Annotated in this window: 26 protein-coding genes; 24 read left to right on the forward strand and 2 right to left on the reverse strand. The window is 52.6% G+C overall.

The features are described 5' to 3' along the window. The first annotated feature begins 14 nt into the window (after positions 1 to 14). From CEE36_00440 to CEE36_00510, 15 genes are all read left to right on the forward strand, one after another. On the forward strand, positions 15 to 338 hold the full coding sequence (locus tag CEE36_00440; GenBank protein ID TKJ44245.1) for a hypothetical protein: 324 nt from the start codon (positions 15 to 17) through the stop codon (positions 336 to 338). Between the two features lie 786 nt (positions 339 to 1,124). Continuing rightward, on the forward strand, positions 1,125 to 2,363 hold the full coding sequence (buk, locus tag CEE36_00445) for a butyrate kinase (protein TKJ44246.1): 1,239 nt from the start codon (positions 1,125 to 1,127) through the stop codon (positions 2,361 to 2,363). A 30-nt stretch (positions 2,364 to 2,393) separates the two neighbouring features. After that, positions 2,394 to 3,302 carry a phosphate butyryltransferase gene (locus tag CEE36_00450; GenBank protein TKJ44453.1) on the forward strand — a complete coding sequence of 303 codons (909 nt, stop codon included), beginning with the start codon at positions 2,394 to 2,396 and terminating at the stop codon, positions 3,300 to 3,302. Positions 3,303 to 3,307: 5 nt separating this feature from the next. Then, complete coding sequence (locus CEE36_00455) at positions 3,308 to 4,294, forward strand: 3-oxoacyl-ACP synthase (protein TKJ44247.1); 987 nt, start codon at positions 3,308 to 3,310, stop codon at positions 4,292 to 4,294. A gap of 10 nt (positions 4,295 to 4,304) precedes the next feature. Next, positions 4,305 to 5,450 (forward strand): hypothetical protein, encoded by a 1,146-nt coding sequence (locus CEE36_00460; GenBank protein ID TKJ44248.1) that lies wholly within the window; start codon positions 4,305 to 4,307, stop codon positions 5,448 to 5,450. Further along, positions 5,447 to 6,031, forward strand: a complete 585-nt coding sequence (locus CEE36_00465) for an N-6 DNA methylase (GenBank protein ID TKJ44249.1) — start codon at positions 5,447 to 5,449, stop codon at positions 6,029 to 6,031. Before CEE36_00460 ends, CEE36_00465 begins: the two co-directional genes overlap by 4 nt. A 140-nt stretch (positions 6,032 to 6,171) precedes the next feature. Then, positions 6,172 to 6,732: a pyruvate ferredoxin oxidoreductase gene (locus CEE36_00470; GenBank protein ID TKJ44250.1), complete on the forward strand. Its 561-nt coding sequence runs from the start codon at positions 6,172 to 6,174 to the stop codon at positions 6,730 to 6,732. A 44-nt stretch (positions 6,733 to 6,776) separates the two neighbouring features. Then, the gene (locus CEE36_00475) at positions 6,777 to 7,016 is read left to right on the forward strand and encodes a pyruvate synthase (protein ID TKJ44454.1); all 240 of its coding nucleotides are present in this window, start codon (positions 6,777 to 6,779) and stop codon (positions 7,014 to 7,016) included. Continuing rightward, the gene (gene porA / locus CEE36_00480) at positions 7,016 to 8,170 is read left to right on the forward strand and encodes a pyruvate ferredoxin oxidoreductase (protein TKJ44251.1); all 1,155 of its coding nucleotides are present in this window, start codon (positions 7,016 to 7,018) and stop codon (positions 8,168 to 8,170) included. Before CEE36_00475 ends, porA begins: the two co-directional genes overlap by 1 nt. Further along, positions 8,167 to 9,081: a 2-ketoisovalerate ferredoxin oxidoreductase gene (locus tag CEE36_00485; protein TKJ44252.1), complete on the forward strand. Its 915-nt coding sequence runs from the start codon at positions 8,167 to 8,169 to the stop codon at positions 9,079 to 9,081. Before porA ends, CEE36_00485 begins: the two co-directional genes overlap by 4 nt. A 563-nt stretch (positions 9,082 to 9,644) precedes the next feature. Further along, entirely contained in the window at positions 9,645 to 10,811 is a 1,167-nt protein-coding gene (gene alr, locus CEE36_00490) for an alanine racemase (GenBank protein TKJ44253.1), read from the forward strand. Beyond that, entirely contained in the window at positions 10,808 to 11,131 is a 324-nt protein-coding gene (locus CEE36_00495; GenBank protein TKJ44254.1) for a hypothetical protein, read from the forward strand. Before alr ends, CEE36_00495 begins: the two co-directional genes overlap by 4 nt. Before the next feature lie 175 nt (positions 11,132 to 11,306). Beyond that, on the forward strand, positions 11,307 to 12,032 hold the full coding sequence (locus tag CEE36_00500; GenBank protein ID TKJ44255.1) for a hypothetical protein: 726 nt from the start codon (positions 11,307 to 11,309) through the stop codon (positions 12,030 to 12,032). A 4-nt stretch (positions 12,033 to 12,036) separates the two neighbouring features. Beyond that, on the forward strand, positions 12,037 to 12,624 hold the full coding sequence (locus CEE36_00505) for a hypothetical protein (protein TKJ44256.1): 588 nt from the start codon (positions 12,037 to 12,039) through the stop codon (positions 12,622 to 12,624). An 87-nt stretch (positions 12,625 to 12,711) separates the two neighbouring features. After that, a complete protein-coding gene (locus CEE36_00510) occupies positions 12,712 to 14,001 on the forward strand; it encodes a hypothetical protein (protein ID TKJ44257.1) in 1,290 nt (429 codons plus the stop codon). A gap of 9 nt (positions 14,002 to 14,010) precedes the next feature. Here the strand turns inward: CEE36_00510 and CEE36_00515 are convergent, their stop codons facing one another. Further along, a complete protein-coding gene (locus tag CEE36_00515; protein TKJ44258.1) occupies positions 14,011 to 14,682 on the reverse strand; it encodes a hypothetical protein in 672 nt (223 codons plus the stop codon). An 80-nt stretch (positions 14,683 to 14,762) separates the two neighbouring features. Here CEE36_00515 and CEE36_00520 point away from each other — a divergent pair, with 80 nt between their 5' ends. The 3 genes from CEE36_00520 to CEE36_00530 all read left to right on the forward strand — a co-directional run bounded on the left by CEE36_00520 (position 14,763) and on the right by CEE36_00530 (position 15,797). Then, positions 14,763 to 15,038, forward strand: a complete 276-nt coding sequence (locus CEE36_00520; protein ID TKJ44259.1) for a hypothetical protein — start codon at positions 14,763 to 14,765, stop codon at positions 15,036 to 15,038. Positions 15,039 to 15,164: 126 nt separating this feature from the next. After that, positions 15,165 to 15,437, forward strand: coding sequence for a transcriptional regulator (locus CEE36_00525; protein TKJ44455.1), 273 nt, complete (start codon positions 15,165 to 15,167; stop codon positions 15,435 to 15,437). Between the two features lie 9 nt (positions 15,438 to 15,446). Continuing rightward, positions 15,447 to 15,797, forward strand: a complete 351-nt coding sequence (locus tag CEE36_00530; GenBank protein TKJ44260.1) for a glyoxalase — start codon at positions 15,447 to 15,449, stop codon at positions 15,795 to 15,797. A 93-nt stretch (positions 15,798 to 15,890) separates the two neighbouring features. Here the strand turns inward: CEE36_00530 and CEE36_00535 are convergent, their stop codons facing one another. Continuing rightward, on the reverse strand, positions 15,891 to 17,291 hold the full coding sequence (locus tag CEE36_00535; GenBank protein TKJ44261.1) for a hypothetical protein: 1,401 nt from the start codon (positions 17,289 to 17,291) through the stop codon (positions 15,891 to 15,893). 234 nt (positions 17,292 to 17,525) lie between these two features. Here CEE36_00535 and CEE36_00540 point away from each other — a divergent pair, with 234 nt between their 5' ends. The 6 genes from CEE36_00540 (at position 17,526) to pgk (ending at position 23,012) form a co-directional block, all read left to right on the forward strand. Further along, positions 17,526 to 18,053: a hypothetical protein gene (locus tag CEE36_00540; GenBank protein ID TKJ44262.1), complete on the forward strand. Its 528-nt coding sequence runs from the start codon at positions 17,526 to 17,528 to the stop codon at positions 18,051 to 18,053. A gap of 190 nt (positions 18,054 to 18,243) precedes the next feature. Continuing rightward, entirely contained in the window at positions 18,244 to 18,966 is a 723-nt protein-coding gene (locus CEE36_00545) for a hypothetical protein (protein ID TKJ44263.1), read from the forward strand. A gap of 10 nt (positions 18,967 to 18,976) precedes the next feature. Continuing rightward, on the forward strand, positions 18,977 to 19,429 hold the full coding sequence (locus tag CEE36_00550) for a hypothetical protein (GenBank protein ID TKJ44264.1): 453 nt from the start codon (positions 18,977 to 18,979) through the stop codon (positions 19,427 to 19,429). Further along, positions 19,410 to 20,786: a type I glutamate--ammonia ligase gene (gene glnA / locus CEE36_00555; protein ID TKJ44265.1), complete on the forward strand. Its 1,377-nt coding sequence runs from the start codon at positions 19,410 to 19,412 to the stop codon at positions 20,784 to 20,786. Before CEE36_00550 ends, glnA begins: the two co-directional genes overlap by 20 nt. Before the next feature lie 31 nt (positions 20,787 to 20,817). Further along, entirely contained in the window at positions 20,818 to 21,828 is a 1,011-nt protein-coding gene (gap, locus tag CEE36_00560) for a type I glyceraldehyde-3-phosphate dehydrogenase (GenBank protein TKJ44266.1), read from the forward strand. After that, positions 21,825 to 23,012 carry a phosphoglycerate kinase gene (gene pgk, locus CEE36_00565; protein TKJ44267.1) on the forward strand — a complete coding sequence of 396 codons (1,188 nt, stop codon included), beginning with the start codon at positions 21,825 to 21,827 and terminating at the stop codon, positions 23,010 to 23,012. Before gap ends, pgk begins: the two co-directional genes overlap by 4 nt. Positions 23,013 to 23,014 lie beyond the last annotated feature (2 nt).

A 23,014-nucleotide genomic window follows, 5' to 3' on the forward strand; every position in this document is an offset into this window, starting at 1 on the left:
ATGCAAAAGTCAAAATGCAAATTGCAAAGTGTAAAATGATGGGGCGGGAAGCAGACGTCTGGGGTAAAAAAGTCGGCCCGTTTAATTATTCGGGCGGACCTGATACCCTATGGGATAAAAATATCCCAAGGGGCACACTGAGGTCAGCCCCTACGAACTTTGTCGCTAAATCCCCCCTACCCCCCTTGCAGAAGGGGGGCTGCAGAGTTGTCCTCCTTGTTAAGGGGGAATTAAAGGGGGATTCACCCTCACCCGGCTGTCGCCGCCCCCTCCCGTCGAGGGAGGGGGCCACCTCCCCCTTGATGGGGGAGGGTAGGGTGAGGGTGGCGATCCTATGACACTCTGCCCAAGACACTCAGGTGGTTGCCCTGTGTTTCAGATACTGCCATGGGATTGCCACGCAAGGCTTCGCCTTGCTCGCAACGACGAATTGGGGGCGGTCTTGTGTCCGCTGAAAAAACGTAGGGGTCGGTCTTCAGACCGGCCCGAAAAGAGTTATACAGGCTCTAGGTTTTGTGATTATGCGATTGGTTTCCCAAACGTTCCAAGATTATGAGGATAGGCTCTATTAAATGGATGAGTTCTGCGGTTGATATTACAATAGGTTTCCCTTTATTCATGGCTACAGCACCTTGGATATCGGCAAGTGCCGACTTAGCTTTTTGTAATTCTATTGTCATTTCTCCTCCTTTAGACTTTATTCGGGCTGACCTGATACCCTATGGGATAAAAATATCCCAAGGGGCACACTGAGGTCAGCCCATACATACTTAATCCGAAAAAAAACTCCTCCTCCTTGATGGGGGAGGCTGGGAGGAGGTGAGGCGGTTTCCCCTCCCCCTTTGTCCCCCTCCACCGAGGAGGTGGAGATTACTGTTCGGGCGCACCTAAAGGTACGCCCCTACATTCTTGCGGAGCAATCTCATGGCACTGCATTGAGACACAGAGGTGATCGCCAAGGGTATTCGGTTAGTGCTATGGGATCGCCACGGGAGCTAGAAGCTCCCTCGCGATGACGAATTTGAGAGGTCGTTGCCCGCTTTGTCCCCCTACCCTATGGGATGCAGTAAAATTGGCATCCCAAGGGGCACGCTGTCCACCAGGGAGGGAAAGTTACCTGTTGAATGCAGGGCACCAAGATTATCCCTGCTGTGTTCCTTCGGTGCTTTGGCTTCCTGCGGAAGCCTCGCAGTGACGGGCGAGGTTCCCAAAGAAAACGAAGCTTTTGTTTGGGGTGTTTTCGGCTTGACATTGGGCGTGGAATCCGTATCCTCAACCCCAAGGAGGAACATGTGTCAGAGTTACGAGTTCTCGCAGTAAATCCTGGCTCCACTTCAACGAAGATAGCCGTTTATGAGGGAAAGGAAGAACTTTTTTCGGTAAATCTCACGCATCCGGCGGCCCAGATAGCCAAGTACGCAAAGATAATGGATCAGTACGAGTTCCGTCGCGACGTGATACTGGAGACTTTAGCCGAGAAGGGTATTGATACCTCCACACTCTCCGCAGTGGTAGGTAGAGGAGGACTCATGCGCCCGATCCCTGGTGGGACCTACCGGGTGAACGAGGCGATGCTTCGCGATCTTCGCGCCGGCTTGCAGGGCGAGCATGCCTCCAACCTGGGCGGGCTCATCGCTTATGCCGTCGCCGAACCTTTAGGGATCCCGGCGTTCATCGTGGATCCGGTGGTGGTGGACGAACTGGAGCCATTTGCTCGATATACAGGCCGGCCGGAGATAAAACGCCGCAGCATCTTCCATGCCCTGAACCACAAGGCAGCCGCGCGCAAAGCCGCCGCCGAGATGGGCAAGAAATACGAAGAGGTCAACCTTATCGTAGCCCACCTGGGAGGGGGTATCTCCATCGCCGCGCATCGCAAGGGCAAGGTGGTCGACGTCAACAACGCCCTGAACGGAGACGGGCCTATAGCGCCTGAACGTGCAGGCTCCCTGCCTGCCTGGGACCTGGTATGCTTTGTGCTCGACAACAACTACACCAAACAGGACATGAAGAAGCTCCTGGCGGGCAAGGGCGGCGTGGTTGCCTATCTGGGGACAAACGATATGAGGAAGGTGGAAGACAGGATCAAGGCAGGTGACAAAGAGGCAGCCGAGGTTCTGGGAACGGTTGCCTATACCTGCTCCAAGGAGATAGGTGCTCGCGCCGCGGTGCTTTGCGGCAAGGTGGACGCTGTGGTTCTCACCGGTGGGCTTGCCTACGACAAGCAGTTTGTGGATTGGGTCAAAACCCGTGTGAAGTTCATAGCGCCATTAAAGGTCTACCCAGGGGAGAACGAGATGCAGTCCCTGATCGAGGGGGCGCTGCGGGTTCTTGCAGGAGAGGAAGTTGCTCAAGAATACTAAAAAGGACGAACCCAAGGAGGCTTGATGCCTATCAAGAAATTGTCAGAGCTAGTAGAGAAGGTAAAGAGTCTGCCCAAGATGCGGGTGGCGGTGGCGGCTGGGGAAGACCCTCATACCATCGAGGCGGTGGCCCGCGGAGTAACAGAACAGATGATTGATGCCACCCTGACCGGCCACGAAACCCACATCAAAGAGGTAGCCTCTGAGTATAAGATTGACCCTGCTATCTTTAAGATTATTGACACCACGGATGAGAAGGCCGCCGCTCAAAAACCGGTTGAACTGGTCAATACAAGGAAAGCCGACTTCCTGATGAAAGGTCTTATGGACTCAGCCGTCTACATGCGCGCCATACTGGATAAGGAAAAGGGCCTTCTTCCTGCAGGCAAACTCCTTTCACACGTCACCGTTCTCGAGGTGCCTTCATACCACAAGCTTCTTATAACAACAGACGTAGCTGTTCTTATAGCCCCTGATCTCAAACAGAAGATTGCCATGATAGGCTACGCGGTGGATATCGCCCATCGCTTGGGGATAGAGCGTCCCAAGGTGGCTATCCTGGCTGCTGTGGAAAAGGTCAATCCCAAGATGGACGCCACCATCGAAGCGGCGATACTTACCCAGATGAACCGCCGCGGCCAGATAAAAGGATGCATTGTGGACGGCCCACTGGCCATGGACCTTGCGGTTTCAGAAGAGTCAAAACACATCAAGGGCGTGGAAAGCGAGGTGGCTGGCGACGCCGACGTGCTCATCTTCCCGGATATCGAGGCGGGCAACATCTTCTATAAAGCAGTAGCCCACCTGGCAGGCGCCCACCTGGCCGCTATAGTCACCGGAGCAAAGGTGCCTTGTGTTTTAACCTCTCGCGGCGACGATGAGGACTCCAAGTTCTACTCGCTCGCTCTCGCCGCTTTGATGGCCAGGAAAGGAGAGTAAGGTAGATGAAGTTTTTTAGAAGATTTAAGATTCTGGGGACGGGGGCATACTTACCTGAGAAGGTGCTGACGAATGCGGATCTGGAGAAGATAGTTGATACCTCTGACGAGTGGATAAAAACCCGCACCGGCATCGAGAAGCGCCATATAGCTCGAGAGGATGAGGCAACCTCTGATCTCATCATAGAGGCTGCCAAGGAGGCTTTAAGGAACGCTGGGCTTGCCGCATCCGCCCTGGGTGCCATCATTATAGGAACCATCTCGCCGGATACCTTCTTTCCCTCCACCGGTTGCTGGGTGCAGAAAGGACTCGATGTTCCCGGCATCCCTGCGTTTGACGTCTCGGCGGCCTGCTCAGGATTCCTTTACGGGCTTGAGGTAGGCTCTTTAATGCTCTCCTCAATCGCGAAGCCCATCCTTGTTGCAGGCGCAGATATTCTATCAAAGATCACCAACTGGGAGGATCGCGGTACCTGCGTACTCCTGGGTGACGGCGCAGGCGCTGTCATCATAGCTCCTACGGATGAGGATCGCGGGTTTCTTTCTTCCATTTTAGGCGCGGACGGCTCACTGGGGGAACTGCTCATACAGCCGGCCGGAGGCTCGCGCATGCCAGCATCACACGAGACGGTGGATAAGAAATTGCACTTATTGTACATGAAGGGCAACGAGATTTTTAAGTACGCGGTGCGAACCATGGGTGATGCTGCGATCCAGGCGATCAAGCTGGCCGGTGTCGATCCGGATAATATCTCTTTATTCATCCCGCACCAGGCCAACACCCGCATAATCGAGGCCACCTGCAGACGCGCCAAGGTGCCTTTAGATAAAACCCACATCACCATCAGCTGGCACGGCAACATGTCTGCAGGAACCATACCGATAGCCTTCCATGACGCGATCTCAAAAGGACTTATCAAACGCGATGACCTGGTACTTTTTGCCGCATTCGGCGCCGGCTTCACCTGGGGCGCTTCGGTATTGAGGTATTAGAGAAAGACAAATGGCATACCCGTCGGTTGACCAGCTTCAAAAATTACTGGCCAAAGAGGTATTCCATTATGCTAAGGATACAAAGAAGGCTGCTGGTCGTGCCCTAGGCACGTTTGTCGAAATAATCACATTCTACTACTTGAAGTTTTGGGGTTTTGAACGTTACATTGCAATTGAACGGCCTTTACCCGAATACGCAAATGATGATCTTACTCACAACGTCGAATACAGTCTTCACCCTGCTTACGACAAGAAGATGGTTGAATTCAAGGATGACGATCTTCCCTTGACTGCCAAGAAAATAGCTGGACATAAGGAACTTACACCAATAGGAATTCCCGGAGACTCAATTAAAAAGTCGAAGGTATTGCTATCAAAGGATTTAACTCTCCGAAACTCGTGTACGATTTGTGACCTCCGTGACCTTTTTTTGAACGCCTATCTTGATAACTTCTCGCAAGGCATAGCGCGTTGCGCAATATCTTTCTTACACCGTAAGCCTTTTGCCATTTTTGAATGCAAACGTGTGGGCGTTGAAGAAGGTGTAAAAAAAGGGCCACAGACTATAGAAAAAGCGAAACAAGGTGCCTACGTTGCCAGAACCGTCTCGTCTTTACAGAAAATGCGTTATGCCGACGGCAGACTAGGTGGTTTGATTGAGAAGAAAGATGGAACGTTTTGCCTTCAAGAATACTACTCCTTGCTCGCTAAGGTAATTGCATCCAACGATCCAGAGCTTCTAGCCGATTTCATTCTAACGATTGGGGTTGTCAGCAATCACGGCAACTGGTTTACTTCCGAAAACCATAACAAAGAACTGAAAGTCCTGGCTCAGTCTTATGATTGGCTTTTGTTTCTTACCGATGAAGGGATTGCTCAATTCATTGATGACCTTCTGCTGCATCCAAAAAAGGAGTTTTCTCCAGTACGCAACGCTTTACTAGCAAGCTATACTGGAAAGAAAGTGGTCAATAAATTTACAAAGGTCAAGATTGCTTTGTCTGCTGACGCTGAATTACAGTCTTATTTTAGTGTGAATGCGCAAGCCATTGAGGGGTGGTTTATTGTTATCGCACCAGCCCAAAAGAATCTTGCCATGCTAAGAAGTGAGCTGAAAACACTCAAAAGTAAAGACTGGCCGAGGATTCATTCGTGACGGCTGGACGGAAACAAAATACATTGAGTCAGGATTGGGGAACACCGCAAGAATACGTAGATGCCGTCAAACAGGTGTTTGGGGGGGGAATTGAACTAGACCCATGCTCCAATAAGTTTTCAATTGTGCAAGCCAAGACAGAATACCAACTACCTTCACATGATGGTCTCTCTGAATCATGGGATTTCAAGCGCATATACGTCAATCCTCCTTATGGTGCCGACAGAGAAAGGGGTACAACGATAAAGGATTGGCTCCGCAAGTGTGCAGAAGCACACAGGAAATATGAATCAGAAGTGCTTGCTTTAATTCCAGTAGCAACAAACACTTCGCATTGGAAGAACTACATATGGGGACGAGCAGCAGCAGTATGTTTTCTCTACGACACGAGACTTCGGTTCCTGGTAAATGGGGTAAATTGGGGTAAAGGTGCGCCGATGGCCTGCGCTATGATTTACTGGGGTGTGAATTATGATGCTTTTTTTGAAACTTTCATTCGATTCGGAGCGGTTGTTGATATCCGGTCGCTTATAGAAAAGCGAATCGGACAAAAACATACCAAGATGATGCTGCCTTTATGAAGATCAAACCTGATAAGATTAGCGGGATTAACAATAAGATTTTGACGAATGGTGATTTGTCAAAGATGTCATTCAGATTTTTTAACTTTGGTCTGAGCGGACGAAAGTTCTCTCAAACCAGTAACAACTAAGGAGGCTAGATGCTTGAGATCCGCTTCCACGGCCGGGGCGGCCAGGGAACGGTGATTGCTTCAAAAGTGCTGGCGGTCGCCGTGGCCAAGGAAGGAAGATACGTTCAGACCTTCCCGGAGTACGGCGTCGAACGCCGCGGAGCACCGGTGGTCGCCTTCACACGTATCGACACCGAACCAATCTACATCCGATCCAAGATCTATGCGCCCGATCATCTGTTGGTGCTTGACCCAACTTTGATTGCTGCAATCGATGTCACCGAAGGACTCAAATCAGGCGGATGGATCATAATCAACACCGAGAAAAAGGCCGCCGACTTCCCCCAGTTCAAAGACTTCAAGGTGGCTATAGTGGATGCAACCTCTATCGCTCTCAAACACAGAATCGGATCAAAGGCGGCGCCTATTGTCAACAGCGCTATCCTGGGGGCGTTTGCAAAGATCACCGGTTTCGTGGGAATCGAGGCGGTGCGCGAGGCGGTGCATGAACTCTCGCCGGTCAAGAAGGACGAAAACGTGAAGGCGGCCCAGGAGGCCTACGATGTCGCCAAAGCCCCGGAGGAGAAATAATGAGTGAAGAGATCAAATGGGAGAAAGAATCGGACATGCCGTTGATGGCGATGTCGCTTGGCCGCATGACGGTCAACAAGACCGGCTCCTGGCGAAACCTGCGCCCGGTGATTGATAAAGAAAAATGCAACAAGTGCGGCATCTGCTGGAAGTTCTGTCCCGACGTCTCCATCGAGATCGACTCCGAAGACTACCCTGTGGTCATCCTCGATTTCTGCAAGGGATGCGGCATCTGTGCGGTGGAGTGTCCCAAGGACGCAATCGGCATGGTCAAGGAGGCCTGATGCAGAAGGTAATGATGGGCAACCACGCCCTGTCCTGGGGAGCGCTGCTCTCGCGCGCCGAGGTGATTGCCGCCTATCCCATCACCCCGCAGACCGAGGTTGTGGAGCTTCTTTCAAACATGTGCGCGGACGGCTCGCTGAAAGCGGAGTTCATCAAGGTGGAGAGCGAGCACTCGGCAATGGCCGCATCCATGGGTGCATCGGCAGCGGGTGCGCGCACCTTCACCGCAACCTCTGCCCAGGGACTCGCCCTCATGCACGAGGTGCTTCACTGGGCTACGGGCGCACGCTTGCCAATCGTGATGGGCAACATCAACCGGGCCATGGCTCCGCCCTGGACCATCTGGACCGATCAGACCGACTCCATTGCCCAGCGCGATACCGGCTGGATTCAGATATACACCTCATCCATCCAGGAAATCCTTGATTCGGTGATCCAGGCCTACAAGATCGCGGAACAGATCTATCTCCCTGCAATGGTGGTTCTGGACAGCTTCGTGCTCTCTCACACCAACGAGAACTGCGAGGTGCCTGACCAGGACAAGGTGGACGCCTATTTGCCCCGCTTCGAAAACGCCTACCGACTTAATACCGATAAACCTGCTGCATTCGGCGGGCTCACCGGTCCTGACTGGTACTACGAGCTACGCTACAAGATCGAGCGCGACATCCAGAAGGCGCTGCCACTGTTTGAGGAGACCGGCAAGGAGTTCGGAGAGATGTTCGGCCGCTACTACGGCCTGGTCGAGACCTACAAGCTGGACGACGCGGATATTGTTCTCGTCACCTCTGCATCCATCGCGTCAACGGCAAGACCGGTGATCGACCAGATGCGCTCCGAAGGTCACAAGGTAGGACTTATAAGGATTCGCGTGTTCCGTCCCTTCCCGTCAGAGCTTCTGCGCAAGCTGCTTTCCGGTCGCAAGAAGGTGCTGGTCGTAGACCGTAACATAAGCTTCGGCATGTCAGGCGCGTTCTACGCCGAGGTCAAGGCGGCGCTCTACAACGTTAAGGGTAGACCTCCGATGTGGGGCTACATCGCCGGACTTGGCGGACGCGACGTTCCTGTGGATGTGATCAAGGGGATGATTGAACAGACCATGAAGGAGGATCATCCCACCCAAGACATCATCTGGATAGGAGTGAAGAGATGAGATACACGATACCCGAACAGGAGATAATGTGTGCAGGCCACAAGGCGTGCCAGGGATGCGGTGCTGCTAATGCCATGCGCTTTGCACTCAAGGCCCTTGGACCAAAGACGATGCTCACCTTACCTGCATGCTGCTGGTCGGTGATAGACGGCCCCTTCCCCTACTCCTCAGTGGGTGTTCCTCTTTTCCATACGGCCTTTGAGACCGCTGCAGCTGTCGCGTCGGGCATCCGGGCCGGGCTTGATATGCGCGGCGATACCGAGACCAACGTGGTCGCCTGGGCAGGAGACGGCGGAACCTTTGACATTGGCATCCAGGCCCTTTCAGGAACGGTGGAACGCAACGACAACGTCATCTACGTCTGCTACGACAACGAGGCCTACATGAACACAGGTGTGCAGCGCTCCTCGGCCACGCCCTGGGGCGCGGTAACGTCCACCACCCCACCGCGCCACTTCAAGCAGGAGCGCAAGAAGGACATGATGGCCATCATGGCCGCGCACGGCATACCCTACACCGCGTCGGCATCGGTAGCCTACGCAGAGGACCTCATCCGCAAGGTTAACAAAGCCAAACAGATCACGGGTTCCAAGTTCCTACATATCATCGCGCCCTGCCCCCCAGGCTGGAGAAGCTCCCCTGAGATCACCATCCAGCTTGCAAGGTTGGTTGTTCAGACCCACATGTTTCCCCTCTATGAGATATACGAAGGCCGCTACTACAAGCTTTCGATGGATCCAAAGAAGAAGCCCATCACTGAGTACCTGAAACCGCAAGGGCGTTTCCGCCATCTGACTGAAGAGCAAGTAGCCGAGATAGACCGGCAGGTTGACGAACGCTACGCCTGGCTAAAGGAGCAGGCCGAGCGCTCCAAGCCGTGGTTTGAGGCGAAGAAGGAAAAGAAAGACTGATTAAATCCTCCTTTTGGCCTCCGGCCAAAAGATCGGAAGAAGACAATTAGGGGCAGCAATGCTGCCCCCTTCTTTTTATTCTCCCATCTTGCGCCATCTACGATGGCGACGCCGCAGGTGAAAAGGATGCCGAGTTCGTTTTACAGACTTGACAAAGCATGAAACTGAGTTATAATTACTCCTTAATTGAAACATGACAACCTCCCTGGAAAGGCCCCTTCCCGGGGCCTTTCTTTGTATATCGCCCCGATGCCGACCGCCACCTCAAGACAAGCCCCCCGCGACGAAGCGGATATCATAATCACTTTCATCAGTTAAATATATTGAGTTAGTCGAATCTGCGAAATACGTTGGGGGGTTCTATTAAGGTTGCAACGATCCTTAGACGCTCATCCACGCCAGTCCCTTCCCACCAAGGGAGCAGAAATTATTTTCCAAATCTTTGTTCCGAAAGAACAAAAGGAGGATATAATTCGGGGTCCCCGCGACGGCGCAGCCGATGCAGTCACTTCGTGGGGTGATTAAAACGCTTGACAGGCTTTACACGTCGTATACAATAGATTATGCCACAGAGAGGACGCGTATGGGCCGAGATAGATATCGACGCCCTCGTGCATAACTACCGTCTTATCCGGGAGACGGTGGGCGAGGCCAAGGTGCTTGCCGCGGTCAAGGCCGAGGCGTACGGTCACGGCGGGCGCGAGGTAGCAAGGGTGCTTGAAAACCTTGGGGTCGAGTACTTCGGTGTGGCAAGCACCGAGGAGGCGATTGACCTCAGAACCAACGGCCAGATAAGGCGACCGATACTTGTGCTCTCCCCTGTCCCCTACCGTGAGATAGGGGCCATCTTCGACTACACCCTGACTCCCACTGTCACAGAAGAGGGTTTCGCCAAAGCTCTGGCCCAGGAGGCCAACCGCAGGGGCAAAATTCTGGGTGTGCACGTAGAGGTAGATACGGGTATGGGCCGCACCGGCGTCAGTCCGAAAGAGGCGCCCGCACTCATCTCGCTTGTCATCAACAAACCCGGCCTGCGGCTTGAGGGTGTCTTCACCCACTTCCCTGCAGCTGAGACTGATAAGGAGTTTACAGAAAAACAGGTCTCGATCTTCGATCAACTTATCGCACGGCTGCGCAGCGAAGGAATCGAGGTGCCTGCGCTGCATTCGGCGAACTCTGCGGCTATCTTCAAATACCCTCAGGCTCGCTATGACATTGTAAGGCCTGGCCTTGCGCTTTACGGAATCGAGCCTGAAGGAATGGAGGCTTCCCTTGACCTTGCGCCGGTGCTGACACTTCGGACGCGGATCGTGAACCTTCGGCGTCTTCCCAAAGGCGCAAGCATAAGCTACGGCAGAACGTATGTTCTGGAGCACGAGACCCTTGTGGCGACGGTTTCGGTTGGCTACGGCGACGGCTACCCACGGGCGCTGTCAAACAAAGGCGAGGTGCTTTATGGCGGCAAACGCTACCCGATCATCGGCACGGTATGCATGGACCTCATGATGCTGGATCTCTCAAAGGCTTCGGGTGCAAAGATTGGTGAGGAGGTAACGTTGATCGGTCGGGACGGCAAAGCGCTCCTTACGGCAGACGAGGTCGCCGGCTGGGCTTGCACCATCCCTTACGAGATAACCACGCGCATAAGCCCAAGAGTGCCCCGCATCTATAGAACCTCTAAACGCATCCTTGGAGCACGCACGCTCCTTGGATCAACCACAGGCTTATGAACGAAGAAATGAAAAACGAGGAGCAGAAAAACTCCACAGAAAAAAAGAAAGAATATAAGCCGCCCCGTTTTCTGGAGCTGGTGCTCTCGGTGGCTGCTGGTGCGCTGCAGGCCCTGGAGTTGGGGGTACCGGACAAGGAGGGCAAGAAAGAAAAACCCAACCTGGAGCTTGCCCGCTACTCGATAGACATGCTGGAGCTTCTGAGGAACAAAACCAATGGCAACCTGGAGGAGGAGGAGGAAAGATTCATGCAAGAGATGCTGCATCAGTTAAGATTGAGATACGTGGAGGCCGCCAAACAATCGAAGGAGGCGAAATGAATGCAGATCATTCCGGGGAAGTTAGGACCCTGAAAAAAATCTTTGATCAGAATAATCCGGCCGCCTACTGGATCTTGTGGGGGCTGGCAAAGAAGTTATCACAACGTTTGCGTGAAACAGACCAGCGGCTCAAGGCCATACTGGCCCTGATCCGCCGATTCTAGGAGGTAGTTGTATGCAACAGCAAGAAAAACCAAGAGCACAGCAAGCCAAAGAGGTGCGCTACGACTCCTCTGGCAAGAAGATAGTAACCCGGACGCGCAGCAGGGAAACCGAAAGTGCAATCCTTGCCATCAACGACAAGCTGGATCAACTCGTGGGCATTCTTTCATCCACCCTTCCGACCAGACTTGGTGCGGAACTGCGTGAAGCCGTTGGAGGGGGCCAAGAACTCCAGCGTTTGATAGAGGTTGTATCCAAAGAGCTTCCTGACCGTATCAAGAAGGACTCGGACCAGATCGTATTCGAGAAGGCGGAGATGCTTTCGATAGTGATCTCCACAAGCATCCAGCATCTTAACGATGCGTTTAAGTCCTACCAGGAGTCCATCCTTCAAGCCCTGGAAAGTCTGGCTCAATCACACGAGAAAACCAGCGAAGCACTAATCAAGATCAACCCCTTGCTTGCACAGCTACATGCAACCATCGCGGGGCGCGAAAAAACCCAATCTCCTCCAACCCAGTCTTCGCCAACCCCTGAGAAACCTTCAGAACCTGCTCCCAGCGCCATGACTCAAAAAGAAACCCCACCCTCCTCACCGCCAACGTCCTTTGGGGAACCGGAAGAAAAACCCCCCGAAGAAGAGAAATCGGATCTTCCCGGATGGCTGCAAGCAAAACGGGACGATTTGGACTCCTCTTCTGAGCCAAAAACGCCGGACTCGCCCAGCGGGGTAAGTTAGTTAAGTGCGTATCTACACCCTTGGGACCGAAAACCGATCCGAACCGGAAATCGCAAAGATCCTTTCCAAGTATCAGATTCAGGTCTTGGCAGACATCCGCCGTTCTGCCGCCTCTCCCATCAAACATTTAAGGCGAGAAAACATCCAGAATATCTGCAAAAACAACAAGGTTGAGTACATATACCTGGGCAACGAACTAGGATCTGAACGTGAGACCGGGAGAGTGAATAACCTGGACCCAGCGCTATACGAACGGGGGATCGCCATCCTTAAACGCCTGGCGCGTACCCGGGGGCTTTTGATACTGTGTTCCGAACACACACCCGAAAAGTGCAACCGACGTTTGATTGCCGCCGAACTGGCAAAGGACGGTGCCGAGGTGTTCCATCTCCTGGAACTGGAGAAGCTCTGGAGACCAACGAGGAAGAAAGCCGGTGTTTACGGTAAACGTCCCTCAAAGCGAAAACGCTCCCGAGAGGATAGGGGACGAAAAGACCACAGACGAGGCAGATCAAAATCTTCAGAACCCGGCAAAGAACGCCCCGTCCTCAAGAAGAAAACCTCCCGGTCCAAGATGGACAAGATTTCCTAACTCCCTCGCAAATCTTAGGTTACATCATATAGACAATATTGATTTTGAAGGACCCGATGCAATCGAGGCCTTTTTGAGGTCTAAAGGATGAAGCGATTACTATTAGTAAATCCATGGATACACGACTTCGCCGCGTTTGACTTCTGGCTCAAGCCTCTCGGTCTTCTGAGAATTGCCGGTGCATTAAGAGAGGCGGGGGCAGAGGTGCATCTTCTTGATCTACTTGACCGCAACCATCCCTGGCTGCATGAACGCACCAAGACCGACGAGTGGGGACGCGGCAAGTTCTTCGCCGAGGAGATCGATAGACCGGGGATAGTTGAAAACGTCCCTCGTAAGTTCAGAAGATACGGGTTGCCCAAGGGAATACTCGATGAGAAGTTATCCGAACTTCCCGATGCGGACGCCGTTCTCGTGACTTCGAGTATGACCTACTGGTACACCGGGGTCAGAGAAACAATCGAGGTCCTTCACAAGAGATACTATGGGGTGCCGATAATACTTGGCGGAATCTATGCAATGCTTCTGCCTGAACACGCACGGAAGAACTCAGAGGCGGATGTAGTCCTTAAAGGGGGCCTTGCAGAGATCAAAGAGAGGCTCGAGAAGCTCGTTGGTCTTAATCTGCTCGAAGAAACGCCCTTTCCTGCCTGGGACCTCTATTCGAAACTCGACTACGCGGTGACGACGATCTCGCGCGGCTGCCCGTTCCGCTGCACCTACTGCGCATCGCATCGGCTTGAATCCCACTACCTTCCCAGCAAGTTGAAGGATATCACTGTGGAGTTAAAGTACCTTGCCGATCTCAAGATACGAAGAATCGCCTTCTACGACGACGCCATGCTCTTTCATCCGCAATTTGACGAGATAATGCGGAAGATAATCAAGATGGATGCGGCTCTAGAACTCCATACTCCCAACGGGCTGCACGTGAACCAAATAACGCCTAAAAGGGCGAGATTGATGAAGCAGGCCGGATTCCGCTCATTATACCTGAGCCTTGAGACGGTAGACGAGCGACTTCTAAAAATTACCGGGGCCAAGGTCTCGCCGGATGCGTTCAAACAAGCGGTTAGAGTGCTTAAGGATGCAGGTTTTAGTGACGAACTTCACGCCTACGTTTTATTCGGTCTGCCGAGCCAGACTGGGGAGAGTGTCAAAAGAACCCTCGATCTTGCACTCTCCCTAGACGTTAAGCCTCATCTTGCCGAGTTCTCTCCTGTTCCTGGAACCCTTGAGTTCAAACGAAGCGGCCTTGATGATAACGCTGACCCATTGCTTACCAACAACACGGCATGGTGCAATCAGGGAAAGCTCAGGGATTCGTGGGAAAGATTAAAGGATTATCTCAAGGAAAAGATTGAAGAATCGGCTTGAGCGAAAAGTCTAGGCCTCTGCCACCATCTTCACGAAACCTTCCCCCTCGAGTCTAAGCCGTTCGGTAATCCTGAACCCGAGCTTCTCGAATGCCCTTATCGCCCTCTTGTTATCGGCAGCGGTGAAAAGATAGAAAAGCTCCAGATCAAAGCGTTTTGCCGCCTCGACGAGAACGAGCCTCGCCGCCTCGCTGCCGTATCCCCTGCCCCAGTAGGCGGGATCAAAGAGAACGATGGAGAACTCTGCCTTCCGCTTCAGCCTGTCTATATCGGTAAGGCTCACCTCACCTATCAGCTTGCCTTCCAGGGTGTGAATCCACAACCGCCACTCCTTGGAAGATCGCTCCTGCTCTTCAAAACGCAACCTTACCTCCTCAAAGCCGGGTTCTTTCGGCCAGACATCTGCCCATCGGAGCACATCGGCCTGAAACCGCTTGGCGTAGAACTCACGCAGGAGCCGGGGATCGCGTGCACGCAGCACAACCGACTTCCCTCGCATGGGAGTGAAGTTCACATCAGGCTTCATTAGATTAATTCTCTTCAATATCTCAGAAACGTCAAGGTATTTGGGGGATATCTGCGTCAACTTGACGACCTGGGCTTCTTTTCTATGATAAAAAGCGCTATCCATATGCAAAAGCCAAGGGAAAGCGGAGGGATAAAAACCATCCATAAGGATCATACCCTGACCAGAAATATCTAGACCAGGGACTTGACACCATCGGTGATTTGTATATACTAAAGCCGCTAGGAGGAGGCGCAATGAGTTATGCTTACTGTCAAAGCTGTGCCCGGGTCATTCATAACCCAAGAGACCTCGGCACAGAAGCGGACGGTTCCTTAAATCATGATTTCTGCAGAAGGTGTTACGCAGAGGGTTGTTTTACTGAACCCAGACTCACACGCCGGCAGATAATCTCAAGGATCGTCCCTTTATGGATGAAAGAAAATAACCTGACCTATCGTGAGGCGTTGGTTGACGTCAACCATTTCATCTCCGGGCTGCGTCGCTGGCAGACCCACAAGACGTGGACGTGATCTAGGAACACAACCATCTGGATACGTCTTCCTGGGTTGACACGTCTCCAACTTCCGCTATGATACCAAGTGTCAAAGGCTTCATGGCTCACGCAAAACATCTAACCAAAGGAGGAGATCATGCAGATGCCTGAAGGAGTGATATGTCAGAGTTGCTTGATGCCGATGACTAAACCCGAGCACTTCGGCACCGAGGCAGACGCCTCTCAAAGCAAAGAATACTGCACCCACTGTTACCAGAAGGGGCAGTTCACCAATCCTGAGATGAGCATGGAAGATATGGTCGCATACCTCGCTCCCAACTGGGGAGAATGGACCCAAAGGCCTGATCTGACCGCTGAGCAGGCAAAGCCTGAGATCAGCGGAATGCTTTCAAACCTTAAGCGCTGGAAAGCGTAAGGAGGAGTGATGTCCAAGATAGTTCACATCGAGATCCCGGCGCCGGATCTCGAGAAGGCAGCCGAGTTCTACTCTAAGGTATTCGGCTGGAAGGTTGAGATGACACCTGAGATGGACTACGCTATGTGGTCTGCGGGTGAAGATGCGGTAGGCGGCGGGTTCAGCAAACAAGCCAAGCCCTCCACCGAGGGTGCCCTCCTGCATATCGGAGTGGATGACATCGAGGCCAAGCTTGTCGAGATCGAGGCAGCGGGCGGAAAGATAGTCGCCCCCAAGACCAAGATCTCGGACGAGTGGGGCTACTACGCCGAGTTCCTGGACGTCTTCGGCAACAAGCTCGGCCTGTGGTCCAAGAAGTAACCAGTAACACACCGTAACACACCTACATAGGATTCGTTCAGTAAATTTAAGGGGTGCCTTAAAGCACCCCTTATTGTTATTCTTGAAGATCTCTTATCTCGCCAGGATAGCCTTTACGGTAACCGATTCATTGCCTGCGACAAGTCTTGCAAAGTAGACCCCTGCAGATACCTTGTTAGCATTCCATGTAAATGTGGACTGCGACGAGTTCAGCGCGAATGTTTCAACTGCCCGGCCATCAACCGAGTAGAAGGTTAGCCTACCTTGCATACTGGCGGGAAGGCTGTAGTTGAGTGTAGGGGTTGCCGAAAGGTTTCCGACTATTTCCAGAGTGAGAGAGGAAACCGTTGGGATTTCTGCTACCGCCGGGATGTCGTCCTGCTCGTACTTGATGGTACGGAAATCGTAATCACTGCCGTCGTAGTAAAGCCCTGTCACGTAAAGGTAATGTGAACCATCCACCGCTATACCTTGAGCCATGTCATCATCACCTGAGTCAAAATCCTTCTCCCAGCTGAAGGTGCCTTCTTTGTCATAGCGAACAGTAAGAAAATCAACATCAACGCCATTATCGCGGCCACCTGTAACATACACGAAGTATTCATCAACCGCTACGCCGCGGGCTTCCTCATGCTCACTACCTCCATACCTTTTCTTCCACTGGAAGTTGCCGTCCGTATCATACTTGACAGTAAAGAAATCGTAGTCACCGCCGCTGTTCCTAGAGCGGCCTGTAACGTATAGGTTCGCATCAGCATCTACCGCTATACGGTAGGCTTCGTCGTTGTAGTTCTCGTCACGTGCATCGCTCCACTGGAAGTTGCCGTCCGTATCGTACTTGATGGTGAGATAATCGTCGTCCGTACCGTTGTTTGTGTAACCTGCCACGTAGACGTTACCTGCAGCATCCACTGCCACGTCTTGACCAATTGATCCGTTACCGAACTCGTCGTAAGGGTGGGACCACTGGAGGTTACCGCCTGAATCATACTTGATGGTACGGAAACCCACACCACCGACATCGGAGCCGCCTGTTACGTAGACGTTACCCAAAGCATCCACGGCTACGCCAGAGGCAATGTCAGTAGAAAGGCCGTCCCAGGACTCTCTCCAAACCTGATTACCGTCACGATCGTATTTGATAAGAAGATAATCCCAATTGCTGCCGTTCCAGGCCCAACCTGCCACATATACGTTGCCTGAGGCGTCCACATCTACGTCCCAGCCGAGATCAATGTCGTCCTCGTCGAAGAGCTTGTTCCATACGACGTTGCCGTCAGTATCATACTTGATAGTGCGGCAAGCAGCAGTGCCTATATCTCCATAGTAACCTGTGACATAGGCGTTGCCCGCAGCATCAGCCGCTATGGCCAAGGGCTGGTCATTGCCGCCTGACTCGTAGGGTTGGTTCCAAACCTCAGTCGGCGGTCCGGCAAAGGCAACGGTCACCATTGCGCAGGCTGTTACGGTGAACACTAGGAACGCTTTTTTCATACCGTCCTCCTTGGTTGGTTTGGTGACTTGATAGTTGCTATCAAGCCGCCTTTTACGGTCAATTCCAGTATGTTTATAATACAGCGTTTCTATGGGATGTCAAGGTATCTCCAAGCAGAGGAGTCAACTGCTTAGGTTTAGCTTTTTGATACTTGTGAGTTCTCCCAGTACGTCAAACACCTGAGGTTGAATCATTGCTACTTGACGCTGAGCTCGCCCCGTGTAGAATAAACTATGAGCGACGAAGCTACCACGTGTCCCAAGTGCGGCTCAGATGAGCTAGTGGACTGGGGGACAAACCTCAGGATGTGCCGGCGATGCCATGAGGTATTCCTCCTCACACAAGAGGAAATCGAGGATAAAGAAGAAAGCCTTCAAACCGCCTCAGAGCGCGCCGAAAGATTCCTTGAGTCCTTACGCGCAGACCGTGAAAAAGCAAAGAAAGGATACGAAACAGAGAAGGAGCTCACCTCGGTCTCGGACGAAGAACTGGAGAAAAGGTTAGAAACCCCTTCAGAGCCTTCCACCCAGACAGAGACACTCCAAGAAGTAACGGTAGAACCTGAGGCGAGCGCTACTCATGAGTTCGAGGAGTTCTACGCAAACCTGAAGGTAGAACAAGCAAGACAAGCGGAAACGCACGCGGCAAAGCCCGAAATCCAGGTGCAAAAAAAGAAATCGTCTGCCAGAAAAGCGATAGTCTGGGTTGTCGTCGCCGTACTCATCTGGCTTGTTCTAGTAATCATCTGCAGCCTCCGGTAAGGTTATGAAAGAAAATTCCCAAGAAAAACAGAAGAAATCTCGAAGGAACACTTGGCTTGCAGTACTTGTATTCATTCTTCTTATAGTGGTGATAGGAATAATATTTGCGCTTATCGATCTCATCTTCTCGTTCTGACCATACCCTCAAAGGCAAGCTTGACAACGAGGCTTGGAGGAATAAGATAGGGGTATGAATCGTAAGCGCTTCGTGCCAGATGGACCAAAAGCGAAGCGGCCTACCTTTATCACCCTTCTGCTACTTGCAATGGCGTGTGTGGCATTTGGACAGTCCTATGTACACCGTCCGGATGCAAGTGTTGCCATCCATGGCTCTTACGGGGTCGGCCTGCACCTGGCTCCTGGGGGTGGATTGCTTGCAGGATTAAGTGTCGGGTTCTTCGACCGCTTCCAGATCGGGCTTTCGTACGGAGGCGGAAACATCATCGGTTCGGGTCCGATCGAGTGGTATGACTTGCCTCCTGGAGTGCAGGCCAAGGTTGCCATCCTTGATGAGGCAAGCTTCCCACTTTCACTCGCTGTCGGGTTCGACTCCCAGGACCCGGTTGGCTCGATCGAGGTAAATCAGGCCGGGTTCTACCTCGTTGCAGGGAAGCTGATACCTGCAGGATGGGTAGCGTTTGATCTGGGCCTTGGAGCGGGCTACGATCTACTGGACGAGCACGCCTTTCATCTTTATGCTGTGAGTGGAGTCAGGTTGGGCTATGCATTCAGCATTACTCCTGAGTTAACCGTGTATCCCCAAAGGCAAGCGGATGTCCTGAATCTTGGATTATCTTTTAAGTGGGAGATCTACGAGGGAACCGGGGCAGGGTTTCTACTTGCAGACATCTTAACCGGCCCGGTCGAGGGCTGGACTAGAAGCGTACGGTTTCAAATCACCCAGGAGTTCTGATGGGAGAAGCATGAAAAAGGCACCTATCCCCGAAGACGACATCGAACGCATTCTTAAAAGTTATGAGTTAGCTTCTCATGGGAAGAAACAACATGTTCTTACACGATGGGGAAAAATTTTTGGCATACTACCTATGTCTCTGTACAACCGAATCCAAAAGTACAAAAAAGAGAAGATGCATAAGATTTACATAGATCCCCAAAAACTGAGTAGCATGATAAACGTAGTGGTCTTCTATAGGACAATGAAAATCATGCCTTGGTTCTCAAAGAAAAAACCCACATGGAAAAAAGTAATCCAACTTGCAGAAGAGCATGACTTGATAGCAAAAGATTCAGTGAGGGTAAAAGAGTTGATGCGTTTTATTAGAAAATATAATTTAATCCCTGAACATCGAGTAACACGAGGTGTCCAGCGACACAAAAGTAATTCTGTGACCTCACATGGAGGATTTAATGAGTAGCCACGAGGAATTGATCAATAAACTGAAAGAAGGCGGTGTTGAGTTTGTGGACCTAAAGCTCTCCGATCTTTCGGGGAGATTGCATCACATCACCTTTCCATTAGCAAGACTCCAGACGGCTCTTGCCCAGGGGGTGGGCTTCGACGGCTCCTCACTCGGCGGCTTCCGTGACGTTGCCGAATCCGACCTCGTAGTGAAACCGGACACCTCACACCTTTTCATAGATCCATTCTACGAGCGACCCACTGCAAGCTTGTATGGCGACATCTATGAGCCTGACGGCCAGACGCCCTTTTCCGCCTGTCCCCGGAACATACTCAGAATGGTGGTAGAGTTCATACGAAAAGAGGGGCTCGCAGACCGCATCTTCGTGTTGCCTGAGTTTGAGTTCTATCTGTTTGACGAGGCTGAGTTCTACCTGGAAACCAGCGCCTCGGGTTATCTTGTCTCCTCGTGCGAGGCAGAGCCACCTTCGGGACTGCAGAACGCCTACCACATCACGCCTCCCACGGATGCCTTTGCCAATCTACGCAGCGAGATGGTACGAGTCATACAGGAAGCAGGGATAGAGGTGAAGTATCATCACCACGAGGTGGGACGCTACGCTCAGGCAGAGATAGAAACGGCTTTGCTTGATATTACTCGGGCAGGGGATGCGATTCAAACCGTCAAATATCTTATCAAGAACGCTGCTCGAGCCGGGGGGATATACGCCACCTTCATGCCCAAACCCCTTGCAAATGAAGCTGGCAGCGGCATGCACATCCACATCCAGCTGTGGAAGGACAACCGCAACGTATTCTCATCAGAGAAAGACGAAAACGAGCTTTCCGAGACTGCACTCATGTTCCTGGGCGGCATAATCAAACATTCAAGGGCCTTGTGTGCCTTCAGTAATCCGACCACCAACTCCTATCGTCGCTTGAGAGGCGGAATCGAGGCACCATCGAGGGTGTTCCACTCACGTGCCAACCGCAAGGCCGCTCTCCGGGTACCAGGATACGTGAGGGGAACAAAGGATCTGCGCTTCGAGTATCGGGTGCCCGACGCAACCTCGAATCCCTACCTTGCTCTTGCAGGAATCCTTCTGGCAGGGCTTGATGGGGTCCGTAAGGCCCTCAATCCCGGCGAACTGGTCGAAGATCAACCCGAAGCCGACGACGATCGGTTCCCGCGGCTGCCAGCAAGCCTTACAGAAGCACTTGGGGCACTCAACGCAGATGCCTACTTCCTCGCCGAGCAAGGCTTATTCCCAAAAGAGTTAATCCATAAATGGATCAAAACAAAGGAGAAAGAGATAGAAGAAATCGAGTCCTATCCTACTCCCGCTGAGTTCGTAAAGTATTTCGCGCTTTGAGAGGCGCGAAAAAGAAAAACTAGGAGGAAACATGGCGGTGAGAGTAGCCATCAATGGCTTTGGTAGAATAGGACGTCTGTTCTTCCGATCGGCTTTCAGGGACAAAGGGCTCGAGTTCGTGGCGGTCAACGATATCACCGATGCCAAGACATTGGCGCATCTTTTGAAGTATGACTCGGTCCACCGCGGCGAACGCCTGGATGTAGTTCCCGAAGGTGATGGATTCTCCATCGAGGGACGAGATGTAAAGGTGCTTGCAGAAAAGGACCCGGCCGCCCTGCCCTGGAAGGAGCTGGGTGTGGACATCGTGGTCGAATCAACCGGGCTGTTCCGGACATACGAGAAGGCCTCTGCCCACCTTGAGGCCGGTGCGAAGAAGGTTGTGATCTCGGCCCCGGCCAAGGGCGAGCATCCGGTGCCAACGTTGGTGATGGGTATCAACCATGAAACCTACAAGCCAGCCGAGCATCACATTGTATCCAACGCAAGCTGCACCACCAATTGTCTGGCCCCTGTGGTGAAGGTGCTTGACGAGGGATTCGGCATCGAGAAGGGCTATATGACCACCATCCACGCCTACACCGCTGACCAGCGCATCCTCGATGCGCCGCACAGGGATTTAAGGAGAGCAAGAGCCGCTGCACTCTCCATGATTCCCACAACCACCGGTGCAGCCAAGGCGATCATCAAGGTGATGCCGCATCTTAAGGGCAAGCTATCCGCAATATCCATTCGTGTTCCTACCCCTAACGTCTCGATCGTTGACTTCGCCGCAGTAGTAAGTAAAACCACGACCATCCAGGAGGTTAACTCTGCCTTCAAGAAATCCGCCGATGGGAATCTCAAAGGAATCCTCGAATACTCGAGTGAACCCCTGGTCTCGGTCGATTTTACAACCAACCCTGCCTCAGCAATCTTCGACGCCCCGCTCACCTCTGTAGTGGGGGGTAACCTCGTCAAGGTCTTTGCCTGGTACGACAACGAGTGGGGTTATGCGAACCGGATAAGGGACCTGGTTCTCTACATGGGGGGGCGGCTATGATCCTGCGAAGCGTTTCAGAACTGCCCATAAAACAAGGCGACAGGGTTCTGGTTCGTGTTGACTACAACATCCCGGTCAACCCCGAAGGCCTGATTACCGATGACGCCCGTATCAAGGGAACGCTTGATACTTTGGGCTACCTGCTTGAACGCGGGGCCGTGCCAATCATCCTCTCGCACTGGGGCAGGCCGCAGGGAGGTCCCCAGCCTGACATGAGCTTGGCACGCGTCCTGCCAGAGCTCCAGACCCTTCTTAACCACCCGGTTAACTTCCTTTCCGAATCCTTAAATGACGTAACAAAAGCAAGCATCGATGCAGCTCACCCTGCTGAGATATTCCTGTTGGAAAATCTTCGCTTCCATCCCGGTGAGAGAAAAAATGATCCCCAGTTTGCCAAGAAATTGGCCTCCTACGGTTCGTATTACGTAAACGACGCCTTCCCGGTGTCACATCGCGAACAGGCAAGTGTCTCACTTCTGCCTACACTCTTTGCCGACCCGGCTGCTGGATTCTCGCTGATAAGAGAGGTGGAGTACTTCAGCCGCTTGATACACGCACCGGCGAGGCCCTACGTCGTAATCATAGGCGGTAAGAAGATCCAGGATAAGGTTTGCTCGCTGCGTTTCCTTCTGGATAAGGTGGATGAGGTTCTTGTCGGCGGCGGCTCATCCTACACCGTCCAGGTCACACGAGGTCTGCCCATGGGACTCTCCATAGTTGACGAGGATCTGGTGGATGAGATAGACGACATCGCCGACTCGCCCAAGGTCAAGCTGCCTATAGACTACATCGCAGCTCCAACCTATGCTGAGCCGAAGAAGAAAAAGGTGGTCAGGGCTGATGCCTTCCCTGACGATCTCGAGGGCTTTGACATCGGACCCGAGACTCGGAAGGCTTTTGCCTCCTCGATCTCACGGGCCAAGACGGTGCTTTGGTTTGGGCCTCTTGGGGCCTATGAAGAGCGGGCCTTTGCCGAGGGTTCGCTTGAGGTGGCGAAAGCAGTGGTTGCCGCAACCGAGCGGGGTGCTACTACGGTTACCGGTGGTGGGGACTCACTGGCCATGCTGCGAGCCTTCGACTTTAAGGATAAGTTAACCCACGTATCCATCGGCGGGGGCGCATGCCTTAAGTTCCTGGAAGGCAACAAGCTGCCGGGCATCGTGCCGCTGATCAAAGAACGCTAGGA

The sequence above is a fragment of the candidate division TA06 bacterium B3_TA06 genome (assembly GCA_005223075.1).
Lineage (GTDB): Bacteria > Hydrothermota > Tepidihabitantia > B3-TA06 > B3-TA06 > B3-TA06.

What these genes read in the sequence shown, in the direction of transcription:
- CEE36_00440 (TKJ44245.1), top strand. Translation starts at nt 15, where the DNA reads ATGCAAATTGCAAAGTGTAAAATGATGGGGCGGGAAGCAGACGTCTGG.
- buk (TKJ44246.1), top strand. Translation starts at nt 1,125, where the DNA reads ATGCAGGGCACCAAGATTATCCCTGCTGTGTTCCTTCGGTGCTTTGGC.
- CEE36_00455 (TKJ44247.1), top strand. Translation starts at nt 3,308, where the DNA reads ATGAAGTTTTTTAGAAGATTTAAGATTCTGGGGACGGGGGCATACTTA.
- CEE36_00460 (TKJ44248.1), top strand. Translation starts at nt 4,305, where the DNA reads ATGGCATACCCGTCGGTTGACCAGCTTCAAAAATTACTGGCCAAAGAG.
- CEE36_00470 (TKJ44250.1), top strand. Translation starts at nt 6,172, where the DNA reads ATGCTTGAGATCCGCTTCCACGGCCGGGGCGGCCAGGGAACGGTGATT.
- CEE36_00475 (TKJ44454.1), top strand. Translation starts at nt 6,777, where the DNA reads ATGGCGATGTCGCTTGGCCGCATGACGGTCAACAAGACCGGCTCCTGG.
- porA (TKJ44251.1), top strand. Translation starts at nt 7,016, where the DNA reads ATGCAGAAGGTAATGATGGGCAACCACGCCCTGTCCTGGGGAGCGCTG.
- CEE36_00485 (TKJ44252.1), top strand. Translation starts at nt 8,167, where the DNA reads ATGAGATACACGATACCCGAACAGGAGATAATGTGTGCAGGCCACAAG.
- alr (TKJ44253.1), top strand. Translation starts at nt 9,645, where the DNA reads ATGCCACAGAGAGGACGCGTATGGGCCGAGATAGATATCGACGCCCTC.
- CEE36_00495 (TKJ44254.1), top strand. Translation starts at nt 10,808, where the DNA reads ATGAACGAAGAAATGAAAAACGAGGAGCAGAAAAACTCCACAGAAAAA.
- CEE36_00500 (TKJ44255.1), top strand. Translation starts at nt 11,307, where the DNA reads ATGCAACAGCAAGAAAAACCAAGAGCACAGCAAGCCAAAGAGGTGCGC.
- CEE36_00510 (TKJ44257.1), top strand. Translation starts at nt 12,712, where the DNA reads ATGAAGCGATTACTATTAGTAAATCCATGGATACACGACTTCGCCGCG.
- CEE36_00515 (TKJ44258.1), bottom strand. Translation starts at nt 14,682, where the DNA reads ATGATCCTTATGGATGGTTTTTATCCCTCCGCTTTCCCTTGGCTTTTG.
- CEE36_00520 (TKJ44259.1), top strand. Translation starts at nt 14,763, where the DNA reads ATGAGTTATGCTTACTGTCAAAGCTGTGCCCGGGTCATTCATAACCCA.
- CEE36_00525 (TKJ44455.1), top strand. Translation starts at nt 15,165, where the DNA reads ATGCCTGAAGGAGTGATATGTCAGAGTTGCTTGATGCCGATGACTAAA.
- CEE36_00530 (TKJ44260.1), top strand. Translation starts at nt 15,447, where the DNA reads ATGTCCAAGATAGTTCACATCGAGATCCCGGCGCCGGATCTCGAGAAG.
- CEE36_00535 (TKJ44261.1), bottom strand. Translation starts at nt 17,291, where the DNA reads ATGAAAAAAGCGTTCCTAGTGTTCACCGTAACAGCCTGCGCAATGGTG.
- CEE36_00540 (TKJ44262.1), top strand. Translation starts at nt 17,526, where the DNA reads ATGAGCGACGAAGCTACCACGTGTCCCAAGTGCGGCTCAGATGAGCTA.
- CEE36_00545 (TKJ44263.1), top strand. Translation starts at nt 18,244, where the DNA reads ATGAATCGTAAGCGCTTCGTGCCAGATGGACCAAAAGCGAAGCGGCCT.
- CEE36_00550 (TKJ44264.1), top strand. Translation starts at nt 18,977, where the DNA reads ATGAAAAAGGCACCTATCCCCGAAGACGACATCGAACGCATTCTTAAA.
- glnA (TKJ44265.1), top strand. Translation starts at nt 19,410, where the DNA reads ATGGAGGATTTAATGAGTAGCCACGAGGAATTGATCAATAAACTGAAA.
- gap (TKJ44266.1), top strand. Translation starts at nt 20,818, where the DNA reads ATGGCGGTGAGAGTAGCCATCAATGGCTTTGGTAGAATAGGACGTCTG.
- pgk (TKJ44267.1), top strand. Translation starts at nt 21,825, where the DNA reads ATGATCCTGCGAAGCGTTTCAGAACTGCCCATAAAACAAGGCGACAGG.